16 protein-coding genes and 1 pseudogene are annotated in these 15,618 nt (G+C 42.4%); 5 read left to right on the top strand and 12 right to left on the bottom strand.

All coding sequences use genetic code 11. From position 1 onward, the window contains the following. Nucleotides 1-32: 32 nt before the first annotated feature. From AACQ83_RS06945 to AACQ83_RS06915, 7 genes are all read right to left on the bottom strand, one after another. Complete coding sequence (locus AACQ83_RS06945) at nucleotides 33-1,211, bottom strand: YhfX family PLP-dependent enzyme (RefSeq protein ID WP_112876924.1); 1,179 nt, start codon at nucleotides 1,209-1,211, stop codon at nucleotides 33-35. Between the two features lie 117 nt (nucleotides 1,212-1,328). After that, nucleotides 1,329-1,685: a PRD domain-containing protein gene (locus AACQ83_RS06940; RefSeq protein WP_112876923.1), complete on the bottom strand. Its 357-nt coding sequence runs from the start codon at nucleotides 1,683-1,685 to the stop codon at nucleotides 1,329-1,331. Nucleotides 1,686-1,708: 23 nt separating this feature from the next. After that, a complete protein-coding gene (gene yhfZ, locus AACQ83_RS06935; protein WP_112876922.1) occupies nucleotides 1,709-2,614 on the bottom strand; it encodes a GntR family transcriptional regulator YhfZ in 906 nt (301 codons plus the stop codon). 152 nt (nucleotides 2,615-2,766) lie between these two features. Then, nucleotides 2,767-4,434 carry a PTS fructose transporter subunit IIBC gene (gene fruA / locus AACQ83_RS06930; RefSeq protein ID WP_112876921.1) on the bottom strand — a complete coding sequence of 556 codons (1,668 nt, stop codon included), beginning with the start codon at nucleotides 4,432-4,434 and terminating at the stop codon, nucleotides 2,767-2,769. A gap of 72 nt (nucleotides 4,435-4,506) precedes the next feature. Continuing rightward, nucleotides 4,507-5,634: a fused PTS fructose transporter subunit IIA/HPr protein gene (gene fruB / locus AACQ83_RS06925; protein WP_112876920.1), complete on the bottom strand. Its 1,128-nt coding sequence runs from the start codon at nucleotides 5,632-5,634 to the stop codon at nucleotides 4,507-4,509. A 561-nt stretch (nucleotides 5,635-6,195) separates the two neighbouring features. Next, nucleotides 6,196-6,816 carry a tyrosine-type DNA invertase gene (locus tag AACQ83_RS06920; protein ID WP_112876918.1) on the bottom strand — a complete coding sequence of 207 codons (621 nt, stop codon included), beginning with the start codon at nucleotides 6,814-6,816 and terminating at the stop codon, nucleotides 6,196-6,198. Continuing rightward, nucleotides 6,816-7,010 (bottom strand): hypothetical protein, encoded by a 195-nt coding sequence (locus tag AACQ83_RS06915; RefSeq protein WP_112876917.1) that lies wholly within the window; start codon nucleotides 7,008-7,010, stop codon nucleotides 6,816-6,818. Before AACQ83_RS06915 ends, AACQ83_RS06920 begins: the two co-directional genes overlap by 1 nt. Before the next feature lie 561 nt (nucleotides 7,011-7,571). On the opposite strand from AACQ83_RS06915, the pseudogene AACQ83_RS06910 reads away from it, so the two are divergent. The 4 genes and pseudogenes from AACQ83_RS06910 to AACQ83_RS06895 all read left to right on the top strand — a co-directional run. After that, nucleotides 7,572-7,730: pseudogene (locus AACQ83_RS06910) on the top strand (MurR/RpiR family transcriptional regulator); the annotation flags it as partial. A gap of 326 nt (nucleotides 7,731-8,056) precedes the next feature. Next, entirely contained in the window at nucleotides 8,057-8,386 is a 330-nt protein-coding gene (locus tag AACQ83_RS06905) for a hypothetical protein (RefSeq protein ID WP_112876916.1), read from the top strand. Nucleotides 8,387-8,466: 80 nt separating this feature from the next. Then, the gene (locus AACQ83_RS06900; RefSeq protein ID WP_112877006.1) at nucleotides 8,467-9,138 is read left to right on the top strand and encodes a helix-turn-helix transcriptional regulator; all 672 of its coding nucleotides are present in this window, start codon (nucleotides 8,467-8,469) and stop codon (nucleotides 9,136-9,138) included. 55 nt (nucleotides 9,139-9,193) lie between these two features. Beyond that, nucleotides 9,194-9,889 (top strand): helix-turn-helix transcriptional regulator, encoded by a 696-nt coding sequence (locus AACQ83_RS06895; protein ID WP_112876915.1) that lies wholly within the window; start codon nucleotides 9,194-9,196, stop codon nucleotides 9,887-9,889. A 319-nt stretch (nucleotides 9,890-10,208) separates the two neighbouring features. Here the strand turns inward: AACQ83_RS06895 and AACQ83_RS06890 are convergent, their stop codons facing one another. Genes AACQ83_RS06890 through AACQ83_RS06880 form a run of 3 tightly spaced genes read right to left on the bottom strand, consistent with a single transcriptional unit; the run spans nucleotide 10,209 to nucleotide 12,238 of the window. Further along, nucleotides 10,209-11,465 (bottom strand): PTS ascorbate transporter subunit IIC, encoded by a 1,257-nt coding sequence (locus AACQ83_RS06890; protein ID WP_112876914.1) that lies wholly within the window; start codon nucleotides 11,463-11,465, stop codon nucleotides 10,209-10,211. Between the two features lie 13 nt (nucleotides 11,466-11,478). Next, nucleotides 11,479-11,766 (bottom strand): PTS sugar transporter subunit IIB, encoded by a 288-nt coding sequence (locus AACQ83_RS06885; RefSeq protein WP_112876913.1) that lies wholly within the window; start codon nucleotides 11,764-11,766, stop codon nucleotides 11,479-11,481. Nucleotides 11,767-11,794: 28 nt separating this feature from the next. Continuing rightward, complete coding sequence (locus AACQ83_RS06880) at nucleotides 11,795-12,238, bottom strand: PTS sugar transporter subunit IIA (protein ID WP_112876912.1); 444 nt, start codon at nucleotides 12,236-12,238, stop codon at nucleotides 11,795-11,797. Nucleotides 12,239-12,516: 278 nt separating this feature from the next. On the opposite strand from AACQ83_RS06880, the gene AACQ83_RS06875 reads away from it, so the two are divergent. Then, nucleotides 12,517-13,557 carry a LacI family DNA-binding transcriptional regulator gene (locus tag AACQ83_RS06875; protein ID WP_112876911.1) on the top strand — a complete coding sequence of 347 codons (1,041 nt, stop codon included), beginning with the start codon at nucleotides 12,517-12,519 and terminating at the stop codon, nucleotides 13,555-13,557. Nucleotides 13,558-13,619: 62 nt separating this feature from the next. Here AACQ83_RS06875 and AACQ83_RS06870 read toward each other — a convergent pair whose 3' ends face one another. Continuing rightward, nucleotides 13,620-14,021 carry a nuclear transport factor 2 family protein gene (locus AACQ83_RS06870; protein WP_112876910.1) on the bottom strand — a complete coding sequence of 134 codons (402 nt, stop codon included), beginning with the start codon at nucleotides 14,019-14,021 and terminating at the stop codon, nucleotides 13,620-13,622. Between the two features lie 181 nt (nucleotides 14,022-14,202). Beyond that, nucleotides 14,203-15,258: an alkene reductase gene (locus AACQ83_RS06865; RefSeq protein WP_112876909.1), complete on the bottom strand. Its 1,056-nt coding sequence runs from the start codon at nucleotides 15,256-15,258 to the stop codon at nucleotides 14,203-14,205. Nucleotides 15,259-15,618: the final 360 nt, after the last annotated feature.

Below are 15,618 nucleotides of genomic sequence, written 5' to 3'. Positions count from 1 at the left end.
TCCTCAGACGAAGAGAGTGGAACTGCGTCTGTTCACAGGCCATTTTCTCCATTAATCGGGATAGGGTTTCCCTGGCTGTCATAAAGCCCTTCCAAGACCGGATGCCCTGACTGGATACCGCTAACCAACGCCACATCACTGCGAGTAGCAAATATCTGGGTGCGAAAGCACAGCACGACAACACAGCCGACCGGAAATTCACCGCTCAGAGGAAAATGGTAATCAATGCTGGTGTCATCCATCGGTAACAGGTGCGTGGCGGTAATCTGGCCGTTTGGCAGGAATATCAGCGCGTTATGCGCCCGTCCACGACGGTAATAACCGCCCCCATAGCAGTAACTGTTACCGTTAAATCGGTGGGATATTTCCGTCAGATAGAGCATAGCGATGCGCTCTGGCTGCTCTCCCCGAAAATTGGCAAGGATTGTTCCTGTTAGCGCATGTCCAGGCTCGGTATGGGTAACGCCATACTTTGCCAATAGCGGCAGTGTGCTACAGCTTGACGCCGACGGCGCATTTATCTGCGTCACCTCAATCCCAGTTTGTCGTAAAATGTCTGTTGCTTTCAGTAAAGTAAATAAGTTTGGCGCTGGCAGTGTCTGCTGCTGATCCTCTTGCCACAACAAGCAAGGAAAATGTGTCAACCCCGTCAGTTTTACACCGGGCATTGCCATGATGCGCTGAACGATGGTGCGCAATTTCGACAAGTGAAAACCCGCTTCCTGACCTGGATATAAATGATCATGATCATCATAGATTTTCAGCATAATGCGTTGCACATTTCCCTCATGCTGCGCCAAACTGGAAATTTCCTCCGCTTTTTCTAAAGAATATACTGTGATCACTTCCGGATGTTGCTGCATCACTGAGGAGACCATATTACGAGGGATCTGTACCAGATGGCCTGCATGAGTCACCGGGATTTTCCCACTCATCAAGACTCTGGCCTCTTTAAAATCCACTGCGGTGACACCCTGATAACCCAGTTCCATCAGTTTACGAGCCAACCAAGGGTTACGCCCAACCTGTTTGGTCATCAGATAGAGAGCAATACCATAATGCTCCGCTACCGCAAGCAATCGTCTGGCATTTTCTAAAACCTGATCAACGTCAATAACATAAGTATCAGGCAGTAAGACCCCTCGCGCCCATAATGTCTGAGCTGCCTCAATCAGTGCCGGATTTTGTTTGTTCAGCGCATGTATAAACATGCTGTACCTCCTGTACTCCTTCGGCGATCAATGCCACTGCAATAAGTTAGATGTTAAATCATCATTTTTTTGAATATTTGATGGAAAAAAAAATCCTTCATCTCTGTTGTCGTGTTATCACTGCCCCTTTGCCGCCCAAAGGCTAAACAAGTTTGCCAGCAGATACCCCTCCTCACAGGGATGTAATTGCACGTCAAAATGTACTAATAGCGAAGCATTAATCGCTTGCAAATGAGAAAAGATTCTCGATTGACGCACTTCCATCAGCAGTTCAGTATCCATTGAACTGATTTGTTCTCCCCGGCGTGAGCGCATTAACGCGTTGGCCATATGTGTTATTACTATTTCTCCTAACGCATTCCTGACAGGAATTTCCCAATCGTTTTCAAGCTGAGCCACAACTTGTAACATGCCATCATGAATATCCTGATCAATGACATTTCCCTGATAGAGCAAATTCAGTCGATTTTCCATTCGTTAACGCCATCTATGCCAAATTAATAGCTTGGGTCCTGCTGACCTGCCAGTACACGTTGTTGATGAACTAATAACTCTGTTGTATTTACCATCGTACGTAAAAGTTGTTGCATCAGAATGTCATCAGCTCTGGTTAAAATCACCGCTTCAGAGGCTCGGATAAAACATGCACTTCCATGGAGCGGTACTGCAATAAGCTCCCTGGAACTGAGTTCAACTTCTCTGCTGACGTTCCAGATCACGGCATCAATGTCACCTTTCGCTACCTTATACAGGCTCTCGTGGTAAGAAATATCCACCAACGTGATATCCTGCCCGGCAAAGTACACTTCAGTCATGATTTTCTGGTCGGCAGAACGATGATCCAGCCCAACACGACGGATATTATGTTCACCTCCTTTGCGATAAATCAGTTGGTGTGCACCAACATAGGTATGTGGTCCCAATTCAAGTACAGTACAAACATCACCTTGTTCCAAATAAGTTTGCGCCGCCAAATGTGATACCACCGCCAAGTCATAAATACCCTTACGCAAGCATTCCACCCTAGCATCTGAACCTCTCATGTGGGCGAAGTAAAATGGAATGCCCTCAAATTGCGCTTTCAGACCGCTTGCCAGCCCCTCATACAATCGGGTATAAGGCAACGGCATTGCACAAACCACGTTACTAATATCAGCATGGGCTAACAGTGCTTTGTGATCCATACTGACCAAATAGCTACCATTGCGCCCCCGTCGTTCCACATAAACCGCACCAGAACTCTCCAGTTTTTTTAATGCAAACTGAACTAACCCAACAGATAACCCATAGTCAGATGACAGCTCTTCAATCGTTTTCAACCGATTACCACAGCGCTCACCTAGCAGATAACGTGCCAGGCACGCTTGTGCAACCCCCTCTTTTTTAAGCAGCCCATGACTCATAATAATTCTTCATTTTTTTGAATATATTTATATCCAATTTAAGGAGGCAAATAACAATCGGAAAATAGCAAAAATGCGAATGAGGTCACGAATAAATAGGTAATTTTCTTAAATTTCAATGATTTTAATTTGATAACTAATAATTTCTGTTTTTATGTTTTAGTTGTGGTCGTTTCTGGACGCTTAAGCAGTGCATAGATCAATCCTGCCAACAAAGTACCAGCAATAATCGACATCAAATAACCCAGTATTGGTGTGATAGCACCTGGAATCAACAGCACAAACAGGCCACCGTGCGGTGCCATTAATTGCGCACTTATTGCCATAGAGATGGCTCCCGTCACCGCACCACCAACGATACAACATGGGAGCACACGTATCGGATCACGGACAGCAAAGGGAATCGCGCCTTCGGAAATAAAACATAAACCTAACACCAATGCGGCTTTACCACTTTCCCGCTGAACGTTATCGAACTTCTGCCGGGCAATCAGTGTCGCCACTCCCATAGCCAGCGGGGGAACCATCCCCGCAGCCATAATGGCAGCCATTGGCGCGTAGGTTTGCGAGCTAAGCAAGCCGACACCAAACGCATAGGCAGCTTTGTTTATCGCTCCCCCCATATCAGCACACATCATCCCGCCTAAAATGGCTCCTAGCAGGAGTGCGTTGGTTGTCTCCATATGAGAAAGCCAATACGTTAGCCCCGCCATGATACCGGCGACAGGTTTACCAATAACGTAAATCATAATCAGGCCGGTGATCAGGCTAGCAAATAGCGGAATGATCAAGATCGGTTTCAATGCTGCCATACTCTGCGGCAATTTCACTTTGGTGTTAAGCAACTTCGCTACGTAACCGGCGAGGAAACCCGCAATAATACCGCCAATAAATCCCGCGTTCGTGCTAGTTGCCAACATGCCGCCAATTAAACCGGGTGTCAGACCTGGGCGATCAGCGATCGAGAAAGCAATGTAACCAGCCAATACAGGGACCATCAGAGCAAAAGCTGAGCTACCACCGATTTGCATTAACGCCGCCGCCAATGTACCCGATTCTTTAAATGCAGTGATGCCAAAAGCAAATGACAATGCAATGCACAGGCCACCCGCCACCACCATCGGTAACATATAAGAGACGCCCGTCAACAAGTGACGATAGATACCGGTATTCTCTTCCCTCCGGTCAGTTTTAACATTTTGCCCTTCCGGTTCGAAAAGCCTGGCTTCGGCTAGCGCTCTATCAAATTCTTGCGCTGTTTTCTTCAACGCCAGCCCGGTGGAGGTACGGTACATCGGTTTTCCGGCAAATTTCGCCAGATCTACGTCAATATCGGCAACGACTAGCACCAGATCCGCTTTTTCCACCTCTTCCGGCGTAATAACATTGCCCGCACCTACTGAGCCGCGCGTTTCCACCTTTACCCACCAACCGCGCTTTTTGGCTTCGGTTTCGATGGCCTCCGCGGCCATAAAGGTGTGCGCTACCCCTGTAGGACAAGCAGTCACCGCGACAATCCGTTTTGTATCACAACTGATGTCAGTTGCCGGTATCTGATACGGCTTCGCGTCAGCTTTTGCCTGCTGAAAGAAATTTTTCGGCGCATGCAATGCCTGTTCCGTGTCGCCGAGATAAACAAGCTTACCGTTCAATGTGTTATCGGTGGGGATGCGACTGCCGGTCACGACCACCAAATCGGCCTCTGCTGGATTTTCTGTTAGTATCAGTCCGTTTTCCGCCGCAGCGGCACTGAGGATTGTTTTCACCAGATAACTTCCGGCAAGTCCGAGTGAAGGATCAACGATAATCAGCATTTTCATTATGCTTCTCCTGCTGTTAGCTAAAAGGGTTGTAGATCGACGCGCCCCATTATCACGGCAAATTGGGGATTTCTACTCTCGCGGTCCCTCCCCCAAACCGGAAGTAATCGCTTCGCCAATGGCCGCTATCGCCTGCTGCGCATCATCACCATTGGCAGTAACATGAAGCCGATGGCCTTTTTTAGCGCCCAATGCCATGATTTTCATCAGACTACGGCCGTTTACCGGTTGACCGGCACCATCAAGATTGATGATGGTAATTTCACTGGAAAATTGCCGGATAACATTAACCAACAGAGCACCTGGGCGAGTATGTAAGCCATGTTCGTTGCACAGGACAAATTCCCCGCTGGATATGGCGCTCTGCGCCAGTACGCCACTGGTCAGTAATGTCAGCACTGTCGGCGCATCAGCTTTCAGCAAACATTCCGCTTTTTGTGCTAATAGCAAGTTACTTAGGTGGTGCAACACATTTAGCGGTTGGTCGTCAGCAACCGCAACCGTCAGCAACATCACCACCGGCTCGTTATCCCGCGTGAATAATCGGCTCACTGCCACAGCGCTGGTTAAGTTACCGGCGGGGCTATCACTGAGCCAAATGCCCTGCCCAAGATCCAGTGGTTTGCTGTTAATCACTTTGCTGACAAAGGTCGTATCTACGGCCCCCACTTGCTGTAACCGCCCGGCATTCAATGCCTGTAATGTCATCAGATCGCGGGCATTAACATCTAACGTGATCAAGCTGGTATCGAATTTAAACTCAGCCTGCTGAACTTCTCCCATTAGCAAGCTATGCAGTGCCTGTGCTGACTCAATCGTTTTTAGCTGCTCTGCAATACGATCATCACTCAGTAAGTGTGTTAACTGACGCAGTAGTGCCAAATGCTCATCGGAACGCGCGGCGATACCAATAACCACATAACACATCGCTCCTTGATCCCATTCAATACCCTGTGAAAAGTGAAATACCTGTACATCGGTTTTCATGACCAGATCACGGGTATCTAGCGTGCCATGCGGAATGGCGATACCGTTGCCAAGGTAGGTGGAAATTTGCTTTTCACGTTGCAACATGCCGTCAACATAGGCATCACTGACGTTACCACTCGCGGCTAACATGGCCGCCACTTGGCGAATGGCATCCTCTTTACTGGTTGCAATTGCGCCAGTATGGATATTTTGCAGAGCCAACTGGAACATAATTTTCTCCCTATTACCAAAAATAGAATCGTTTCAGTTTATACGTAGAGAAAAAAGCATTAAGTCCAATAAAAGAAAAAAGAGATAAAAAACTGAAACGTTTCAACGAGTGTGGGACATGACTAATTTTCATTCAATACTTATGTGAAATAAAATCGCAATTTTTTGAGATTACTCACATTTTTTCTGCCATCGTTTTTTGTCTATCTTCGGTTTAACAGATTTGGTAAACCAATAACTCACTTGCCATTCACCAACCTTCCCAAGATGAGTGTGCTTGCCTATGCTGGCAGAGATGTCGATGTTGAGGGTTCTGTGAAACATTTTTTTCATCGACAGATGGAACAGGTTTAACCGCATTTATCAATGAGGCAATCCAAACAAGTCTCAGCGAAACTGCGGCATTAAATACCCTAGATTTTAGACCGGTTATTTACCCTATTCTGGAAATAGTTGAAGGGTTTCCGAAACGCTTATTTTTACGAGGTGAAGAAGAAGAAAAGCGAGTTCTACAGATGGTTTTTATGTATGCGCCTTAACAGGCGCATACATCAGAATCGCTTATTCAATTGAACAAGCATTTTCCTGTGGGACATAATCAAAGTGTAATTCCCGATGCCGATTCCTTTTTACACCCCAAACACCGTGGAAACGCTCTGCATTACTGGCAGTATACCGCACAGTATGGCGAATATTACTGTGCCCAAGATAATCTTGTATCAACCGCGTATCTATTCCCCTATCTGCAAGTGCAAAACCGCAGGCATGGCGCAACATGTGCGGATGAGAACCTACGGAAATATTAGCCAATCTCCCTAACTGACTAATAATTTGATAAATGCGCTGGCGAGTTAGTGGTTTTCCGGTACGCGACAGAAACAACCAATCACTTTCTGCCCCTCGGAAGGTTTTACGGACTTTTAGCCACTCCCTGATCGCCTGGATTTCATAGCCCAAAAGAGGATGAATAGTAGAAAATCCGCCTTTTAAACGCCGGATATATAAACTTCCATCTTCCAAATCCAGATCAGATATCCGTAGATACCTAGCTTCACTAACACGTAAGCCATGAACAAAACTCATGTATACCAGACAATAGTCGCGCTCCCCATTAGGGCTCTTTTTCGCCATTTCCAGCATACTTTCCACTTCGTGTTGCGTTAGATGTCTTCGCTGACCCATTATGGTCTATCCCAAATATTCTTTGTTTCAACGCATTTAACATGCTGCGTTATCTGTAACTGATTAAGACCCGGAACCAACCCTAAATCCCCCATAGTAATTAAACCTGCACCGAAATGGCGGCAGATGACTGTATGAAAACCCTGTTCCTGTACTTGATCTATGCTCAAGCTGCGTAATGGATAGATATTCAATGTCTGTTCTCCGGTAATCCCCCCCTATTCTTACCATCACAAGGCCAAAAGAAAAATAGTGATTCAATTAACCGATCCCCACCAAATAAGACTTTTTGGCTAGAATTACCAACAAAAATCGCTGCGATAGGCCCAATAACCATTTTAACAAAAGGACATGTCCGTCAGATTGATATCTGGTTCAAATCACTAAGGAAGGATGTTGATGCAGCAATGTTTGCCGGCTTCCGATAAACATTTAATCTCTCTATCTTTGCTAGAGGAACCCGGCAGACAGCAAATCTAACAAACTGGTAACACAGGTAGACGATTCTCTATGCAGAATGATCTGGTATATCAGCTAGATACAATATCCAGCTTTTCAGATCACTACCAGATTTTATCCATGTCGTCATCAATGATGCCTTTTATAAATTTTTTAAACCTCAATATTATGACCCATTATTGCCCTCCTCCGCCAATCATTTGCAACAAAATTTGGTTTGCGAGTGTACTCACACGTTTAAAAGTTACATGTTACTTTTCCCGTTAATTGACGTTGAGGAGTGATCCGCATCCTCTACCCGCTCATCTGCTAATCCATTAGCTTCACTAGCTGATGTGCACTTTGCACTGTATGACGAGGCAATTTATTTCGATGCAGAAATCAACGAAATAACTTCATTCGAGTCTAATCTGATCATGTTCATTGATTTACTATTATTACAAGCAACGTCTTAATTCATTGAGTACAAGCTATACAATATGATCTCGACAGCCAAGGAAAATAAAAACAGAGAAAGAGATGTTAAGGATTAAATCAAACCTGTATAAAGACGATTTAAATAATTTCAGAACTAAACAATATTAATACTTATATTTTTTACATAGAGGTATTTTTTACACAGAATAATAAACTATTTAATTAACAGATATGTGTAAAAATCAATAAATTTTATTTCTTTACGAATTAATCATTGCAATCTCTTATATATTCAGGTTATTTTAAGTGTAATCATTAAAAAAACGCTTCAGATAATGATTTAAAGACTCATTAAGGAGTTGCCATGTTAAATATAAAAAATAAACAAAATAATATTACTCCGCAATTAGTTTACATGTGGGAAAATAGTCATGATTTTTGGGAAACTAAATATTGCCGGTCAAAATTTATCTATGCAAATCCGCTTTTTTGCCAACGACTCAACTTATCTGAAAATTCTGATATTACCGAACTTTCAGCAAGTGAGTTACCCTCGCCTATTGCAAAATATGAAAATTCAGGAAGTTGTATTAATACTCTCTTTGATGCCAATAAAGAAAAAGATTTCTCTCTAACCTGTCTGTGTTTTACAAAAATACATCGACCAAAAACAAAAAGAATATTGTTGTCTTAACGATGTTGATCTCGACACACCAGAAAAATTTTTGCAACAAGAAAGCATTATGTTTTCCTAAATCAAAATATTACACAAATATGACTAGAAAAAATTCAACCACTTCGTTACAAATAATCAACACATTGGAAGCAAGCAATGAACCGTGGGGAGTAAAAGATAAATCTTCCTGTTTTCTCTATGGTAATAGTGCATTAATTAAACTCCAAAATATAAATGCCAACTATGATTATGAAGGTAAATATGATAGTGATATTCCCTGGAGGGGCAATGAATTTGCCAAAGATTTTATTACACATGATTTGCAGGTAATAAAAAATAGAGAAAGTATTTTATCATTAGAGACACATGTCTTTGGGCGAGATAAAGTTTTATCATCTTATTTCCAGGAAAAATTTCCACTCGATGATGATAAAGGTGAATGCATCGGTATTCTTTTCCATGCCTGGAAAGTTCAGGATAATTCACTGGCTCGGCTATTTCACAGTAAACTACCTACTTCTATTATGTTTCAATCGCCGACTCATCTCCTTACTGAACAGGAATGGGAAATTGTCTTTCTTTTTCTACAAAAATATAGTAGGACACAAATCTGTCAATTACTCAAAATCTCAGATAAAACCATAGAGGAATATATAAGAAAGATTTATAATAAATTGAAAGTTAACTCAGACTCACAACTGGAGGAATATTGCCGACTAAATAGTTTTGATCTCTATGCACCAAAAAGGTTCTTATTGTCTTACTTATAAATATCGTCTATTTATTCAAATTTTTTATAAGGTAATAATGTTATAAAGGTCAAATATGAGTCAATCAGGATGTAAAAAAGTCCCTTTTATTACTCCTCAATTAACTAATATGTGGGATAAAAGCTCAGAACCGTGGTTTGTAAAAGATAAGGAGCTCCGCTTTATTTATGCAAATAAAATGTTTATCAAAGCTAATAAGCTACCTGAAAATATTGATATTATTGGGTATACCGATAAAGAATTACCTTCGCCAGTGAATCAATTCTCTCATCTTTTTGAGGAACATGATCATAAGGTGTTACAGGGTATGCAACGAATATCATCTCTTAGCACTTACCCTCAAGCAAAAAATGAACAAGCCACATCCTATTTCTGTGATAAATATCCGTTAATGGATGAAAATAAACAGTGTATTGGTATAATTGCTCACGCAAGAGAAATACATAATTTTACTGTATCTCATTATATGGAGAACAATATTCCTATATCAATTCGATTTCAACAACCTAACAATCTATTAAAAGAGAAAGAATGGATAATCATTTTTTTATTCTGCCGTGGCGTTAGTAATAGATATATCGCTGACGAAATGAAAATTTCATATCGCACTGTGGAAAAATATTTCGAAAGTATCTATGAGAAACTATCAGTTAGCTCAGCAATTGAGTTAAGAACACTTTGCAAAGAGAATAGTTATGATCTTTATATTCCCCCCCAATACCTTCAATCTATAGGCCATATTTTGCTATAAATAATCGATTTCATTATTACATATTTCTCTCTGACCTGTTTAATTAACCTGAATTTTGCTTAAATTTCCCCTAACTGATATATGGATAACAATTTGATAAATCAAAATAAAGGGCTAAAAACGTGACTAAATAATCATTTTTTTGAAAATTTACTTTTCTATTTCTGTTGAAGACTTTATATAAAAAACGATGAAACCAAGAAATTCTCATGAGCACTGACGGGTGCTTTATCATGGTCGAATGGTTTACATCAACATTTTGACAAGAGACAGGGTGTTTATAGCCCTGTTTCAATTCCAAGATCCAGATACTCCACAATCAACGAACAATAATACCTAACAGAATGCCCAATGCGCCAAAGTCAGCATCACTGAATGTCGTGTTGGCAATACCGATATCCCCCAAAACGGGTAACAGAAATACGGGTAAGAAGGTAATCAGAAAGCCCTGAGTAAAAGCCCCAAGAATAGCGCCTCTACGCCCCCCTGTCGCATTACCAAAAACCCCGGCCGCCGCACCAACAAAAAAGTGCGGCACAACACCGGGAATAATGACCGTCATACCGAGTGCATACAGTACAAACATACCGATAACACCAGCCACAAAACTGCTCAAGAATCCTACCAATACTGCATTAGGGGCGTAAGGAAAGACAACCGGGCAATCTAACGCAGGTTTAGCATTTGGGACCAGTTTGTCAGAAATTCCTTTAAATGCAGGAACAATTTCTGCAATGACCATTCTCACACCTTGCAGAATAATATATACACCTGCGGCAAAGGTAATAGATTGCATTAGCGAGAATATAAATCCATTTTTCCCACCACTGACTTCCCTCACAAAATCACCACCAGCAAATAAGCAACTGATCATGAAAATAATCGCCATCGTAAAAGAGATGGCAACCGGTGTATCACGCAGAAACAGCAAGCTTTTCGGAACATTCATCTCTTCGGTTGAATGGGCCTTATTTCCTAGTTTGCTGCCAATAAAACCAGCGAGAACATAGGAAAGCGAGGAAAAATGCCCAATGGCAACGTCGTCAGAACCTGTTACTTTCTTCATATATGGATGGACAATCGCCGGGAAGAAAACCATAGCAACGCCAACAACCACAGAACCAATAGCCACCAACATCGAGCCTTTGATCCCTGCTGTTGCCAGAATCACCGCGACCATCATGGACATAAATAATGTGTGGTGCCCAGTCAGAAAGATAAATTTCCACGGTGTAAAACGTGCAATCAAGATATTGATCACCATAGCAAAGAACATGATCATTGCCATTTCTTTACCAAAACTCTTTTGCGCAATGGAAACAATTGCTTCGTTGTTTGGTACGACTCCCTGAATACCAAAAGCGTGTTGGAAAATTTCAGCAAAACCCCCCAGTGAAGAGACGACTAATCCAGCACCCGCCCCCAAGATCAAAAACCCCATAATGGTTTTTATAGTACCTTTGATACATTCAGTCACCGGTTTCCTTTGCACGATCAAACCAACAAGCGCGATAAACCCCACCAAAATCGCCGGTTCTGACAGAACATCACTCATCAGAAAATGAAAAAATTCCATGACAATCCCCCGGTTACAGTGCACCAAGTTCAACTAATGCCACGGACAGACGTATTTTCATTGCCGATTTATCCACCATATTGTCCAGCGCAACAATTTTGCCATCGACTGCCTGAATAACCAGTTGTTCTGCAATATCTTTAGTACCGACAAAAATGTCGCTTTGAGTTGCTTTTGCTGACCCCAGATCGACGTGATCAACACTGGCATCTACTCCCATCTCTTTCAGAATATTTTTGATGCTCATTTCCATCATCAAGCTGGTACCTAACCCATGTCCGCAAACGACAGTGATTTTCATACTGTTACCCCATAGCAAAAATAACGACTTAATACTTGTTAATCACGGCAAGAATCTCTTCTTTACTTTCGGCACTCATCAGTAATGCAATATCTTGTTGATTATCAAATAGTTCGGCAAGTTTAGCGATCACTTCGATATGGCTGTTGCTATCAGTTGCTGCCAAGACAATCAACAAATTAACCGGATCATTTTCTTCAGAACCAAACTCCACTCCTTTGCTAATCACAGTTAACGCTAAAGCTAATTTGTTAACCCCTTGTTCCGGTCTGGCATGTGGCATAGCAATTCCCGGCCCAACAACATAATAGGGACCAATTACCTCATGCGAACGATAAATAGCATCAATATAACAAGAAGAAATGGCACCATTTTCCACCAGAGGCTGACAAGCAATCGCGATTGCTTCGCGCCAATTTTTAGCATCCGGTATCACTTGGATCACATCTTGGGTGAGTAACGTCTTTAGCATCAATCTCCCCTAATTAAAATCTCATTCCGCTCTACCTACCCTCTTACCCTCTATCTTCTGTTTTCTATCTTTATCTTCTGCTAGTGATATTAGTCACAAATGATAGCGCTATCTATGATCGTAACTCATAATTGTGATACCGCTATCATTTGTTATTTGATTAATTCACCATAAAGCGAAAGTACATCATGGTTTTTTCCCCACGGCTTGCCTGAGATCAGGTAGAATCCCATCGTCAAATTCATAGCCGTTAATTAAAAAAATAGAAAAATATTTTGATGAAAAAGACACGAAAACGCCGTAATACAGGGCGAGTAACATTACAAGATGTTGCTAAGTATGCTGGTGTCGGTTCAATGACAGTTTCACGCGCATTGAGAACACCAGAAGTGGTATCGGATAAATTGCGAGAAAAAATTGAACACGCTATACAAGAATTGGGATATATCCCAAATGGCGCTGCCGGCGTACTTGCTTCGGGCCAAAGTAATATTATTGCAGTACTTGTGCCCTCACTGACAGATAAAGCTAGCGCTACATTTATACAGTCACTGCAACAAGTGCTGAATAAACATGCCTTTCAAGTTTTGCTTGGATGTCATGAATATAACCATAATAAAGAAACCGAAATTATCATGACACTACTGCAAAGCAATGCAGCAGCACTGGTGATTTTCAGTTCGCAATTGGCAGATAAAACCCACAGCAATATTTCTCATATCAATATTCCCATTATTAATGTTGCAAGCTCTCATCAACAGCAGACGACGATTAATATAGAAACCGATTTTTCCGCAGCTGCCTATACGTTGACTGAACATATGTTGAATAATGGCCGCAAGCATATCGGTTATATTGGCGCCCAAATGGACAGCCGTTTACGCAATCAGCAAATTAATGGCTGGCATAAAGCCATGCTGCATCACTATCAGAATGCTGACCAAAATATCACTACTTCGGATACGGCTAGCATGCAATTTGGTCGCCAGGCAATTACTGAAATGTTATTACGTCAACCTGAACTGGAAGGTGTGATTTGTAGTCATGAAGTGATTGCTTTAGGAGTCATGTTTGAATGTCAGCGGCGTCTACTTAAAATACCCGCTGATTTGGCTGTTGCTTGTCTGGATGGTTCAGATAATTGTGACCACACACAGCCAACACTGACATCAATTCGCATTGATTATCCCCAAATAGGCAGGGACACCGGAAAATTGCTGATAAAACTGCTCAAACAACAAGGTGAAGATGAAACAAAACATCAAAACAACCGATATCACCTATTTTCGTATAAGTTCGAGCCTGGACAAAGTGCTTAGCAAAATTGATCACCCTATGCTATTGTTTGGCTCAGTTAATATTGCTGGCATAATAACCGATGTCACCGAATAGCATAATCTGTATGAGCACGCTCAATTTGAAGCGTATCGGCAGTTTGTTGTAATTTAACTAACCGCCCATCCCACACTGTCCATATATGAACGAAACGAGAAATGAACCGTTTGCCACGCTTCACCCGTCCCAAATAATTACCCAGAACAATGATATGATCATCTGACTCAAAATATTCAGAACTGTCCACCACAAACTCATCAATATCATTTAAAAACGGCACAAAAAAATTATTTAATACATCCTCAATTCCTTCATAAACCCCACCATACCGAGATCCTTCGGTAACATCCCAAATAATATCACTCGCCATGATCTGGCGAAGAACATCGATATCACCCATAGAGTCGTAAAAACGACGAACAATAGATACATTTAATGAATCTGACATTATCATTCTCCTTCAAATTATCCTGCAATGAAATATGACCGGCTCTTATAAAAGGAGCCAGCCGGATATCTTGGGACGTTCAACCAAAAAGCGCCATTAAAGCTTTAAATTAACATCCCCGAAAAACAATTCGAATATCTTTCATGTTAGGCTATCCATTGTGGGTAAGATATCCCCTTACCTAGGTAAGCGCTGGATAATCAGTATAGCCTATAGCCCCAGGAACCATAAAAGTTTCCGGTTGTTGTTCATTAAATGACGCTTTAACCAAAAACCGGTGAGGTAAGTCTGGATTGGAGATGAATAATTGACCAAAAGCCACTGCATCAGCCCGGCCGTCAGCAAGAACTTGCTCGGCACTTTCTTGAGTAAGTTCCTCGTTAGCAATATAGATTGACCCAAAAGCCTCTTTTATCACCTTACTTAAGTCACCATCAACCACAGCATCACGTGAGAAAATAAAAGCAATACCTCGTTTACCAAGTTCACGTGCTACATATCCAAACGTCGCCACAGGATTGGAATCCGCCATAGAGTAATAACCACCACGTGGGGACAAATGCATGCCAACACGTGATGATCCCCAAACTGAAATACAAGCGTCTGTCACTTCCAGCAGTAATCGAGCCCGATTTTCGACTGAACCTCCGTACTGATCTGTGCGCAGATTAGCATTATCTTGCAAGAATTGATCGAGCAAATATCCATTGGCGCCATGTATTTCTACTCCATCAAACCCTGCCGTTTTCGCATTTTCCGCTCCGCGCCTGAATGCTTCGACAATACCGGGAATCTCCTCAAACTCAAGTGGCCGTGGAACCACGAAAGGACGTTTTGGGCGTAATAAGCTAACATGACCATCAGCCGCAATTGCACTTGGCGCCACTGGCCGTTCTCCATTAAGGAAAACAGGGTCCGATATCCGCCCCACATGCCAAAGCTGTATAAAAATACGCCCACCAGCAGCATGCACAGCATCCGTGACCAATCGCCAACCAGCAACTTGCTCATCTGACCAAATACCCGGCGTATTCTCGTAGCCAACTCCTTGCGGAGTTACTGAAGTCGCTTCGCTGATAATCAAACCAGCAGAAACGCGCTGAGCATAGTATTCCGCCATCAGCGCATTAGGGACACGCCCTTCTCCTTCTGCACGATTACGTGTCAGAGGAGCCATAATGATGCGATTTGGCAAGTCGAGATCACCAATGCGAATTGGGTCAAAAAGTGTAGGCATATTTTTTCTCTCATATAGATTAATAAATGCACTTCGTTGCAAATCATCAATAGCTGCATAGCCAGGTCATACCAGAAACAAACTAATAATGTTATAACACAACAATGACTTTGCTTGAGAATGATATATACCTGTTATCTTTCAAGTTGCCTCTTTGTTGGCTGCACTCACTCACCCCGGTCATATAGTTACCTATGCTCCCGGGGATTCGCTCCCTTGCCGTCGCGATGCATCTTGAAATCCATAGGGTATAGGCCGCTTGTAGCCTTTGATTTAAGTGAATAAGGGTCTATTGAATGAGTGGTGTAAAAAAGGCCACGCAATACGCAGCCTTGAAACGCGCTTTATTGGATAGAGTCC

It is taken from the genome of Photorhabdus sp. S10-54, from assembly GCF_963878145.1.
Taxonomy (GTDB): domain Bacteria; phylum Pseudomonadota; class Gammaproteobacteria; order Enterobacterales; family Enterobacteriaceae; genus Photorhabdus; species Photorhabdus kayaii.
The sequence above is the reverse complement of the archived record's forward strand: the minus strand, read 5'-3'. Positions and strand labels throughout refer to the sequence as shown.

Bases quoted from the DNA above. Each gene is read 5' to 3' on its own strand.
- AACQ83_RS06945 (WP_112876924.1), bottom strand. From the start codon at position 1,211: ATGTTTATACATGCGCTGAACAAACAAAATCCGGCACTGATTGAGGCA.
- AACQ83_RS06940 (WP_112876923.1), bottom strand. From the start codon at position 1,685: ATGGAAAATCGACTGAATTTGCTCTATCAGGGAAATGTCATTGATCAG.
- yhfZ (WP_112876922.1), bottom strand. From the start codon at position 2,614: ATGAGTCATGGGCTGCTTAAAAAAGAGGGGGTTGCACAAGCGTGCCTG.
- fruA (WP_112876921.1), bottom strand. From the start codon at position 4,434: ATGAAAATGCTGATTATCGTTGATCCTTCACTCGGACTTGCCGGAAGT.
- fruB (WP_112876920.1), bottom strand. From the start codon at position 5,634: ATGTTCCAGTTGGCTCTGCAAAATATCCATACTGGCGCAATTGCAACC.
- AACQ83_RS06920 (WP_112876918.1), bottom strand. From the start codon at position 6,816: ATGGGTCAGCGAAGACATCTAACGCAACACGAAGTGGAAAGTATGCTG.
- AACQ83_RS06905 (WP_112876916.1), top strand. From the start codon at position 8,057: ATGTTAAATATAAAAAATAAACAAAATAATATTACTCCGCAATTAGTT.
- AACQ83_RS06900 (WP_112877006.1), top strand. From the start codon at position 8,467: ATGACTAGAAAAAATTCAACCACTTCGTTACAAATAATCAACACATTG.
- AACQ83_RS06895 (WP_112876915.1), top strand. From the start codon at position 9,194: ATGAGTCAATCAGGATGTAAAAAAGTCCCTTTTATTACTCCTCAATTA.
- AACQ83_RS06890 (WP_112876914.1), bottom strand. From the start codon at position 11,465: ATGGAATTTTTTCATTTTCTGATGAGTGATGTTCTGTCAGAACCGGCG.
- AACQ83_RS06885 (WP_112876913.1), bottom strand. From the start codon at position 11,766: ATGAAAATCACTGTCGTTTGCGGACATGGGTTAGGTACCAGCTTGATG.
- AACQ83_RS06880 (WP_112876912.1), bottom strand. From the start codon at position 12,238: ATGCTAAAGACGTTACTCACCCAAGATGTGATCCAAGTGATACCGGAT.
- AACQ83_RS06875 (WP_112876911.1), top strand. From the start codon at position 12,517: ATGAAAAAGACACGAAAACGCCGTAATACAGGGCGAGTAACATTACAA.
- AACQ83_RS06870 (WP_112876910.1), bottom strand. From the start codon at position 14,021: ATGTCAGATTCATTAAATGTATCTATTGTTCGTCGTTTTTACGACTCT.
- AACQ83_RS06865 (WP_112876909.1), bottom strand. From the start codon at position 15,258: ATGCCTACACTTTTTGACCCAATTCGCATTGGTGATCTCGACTTGCCA.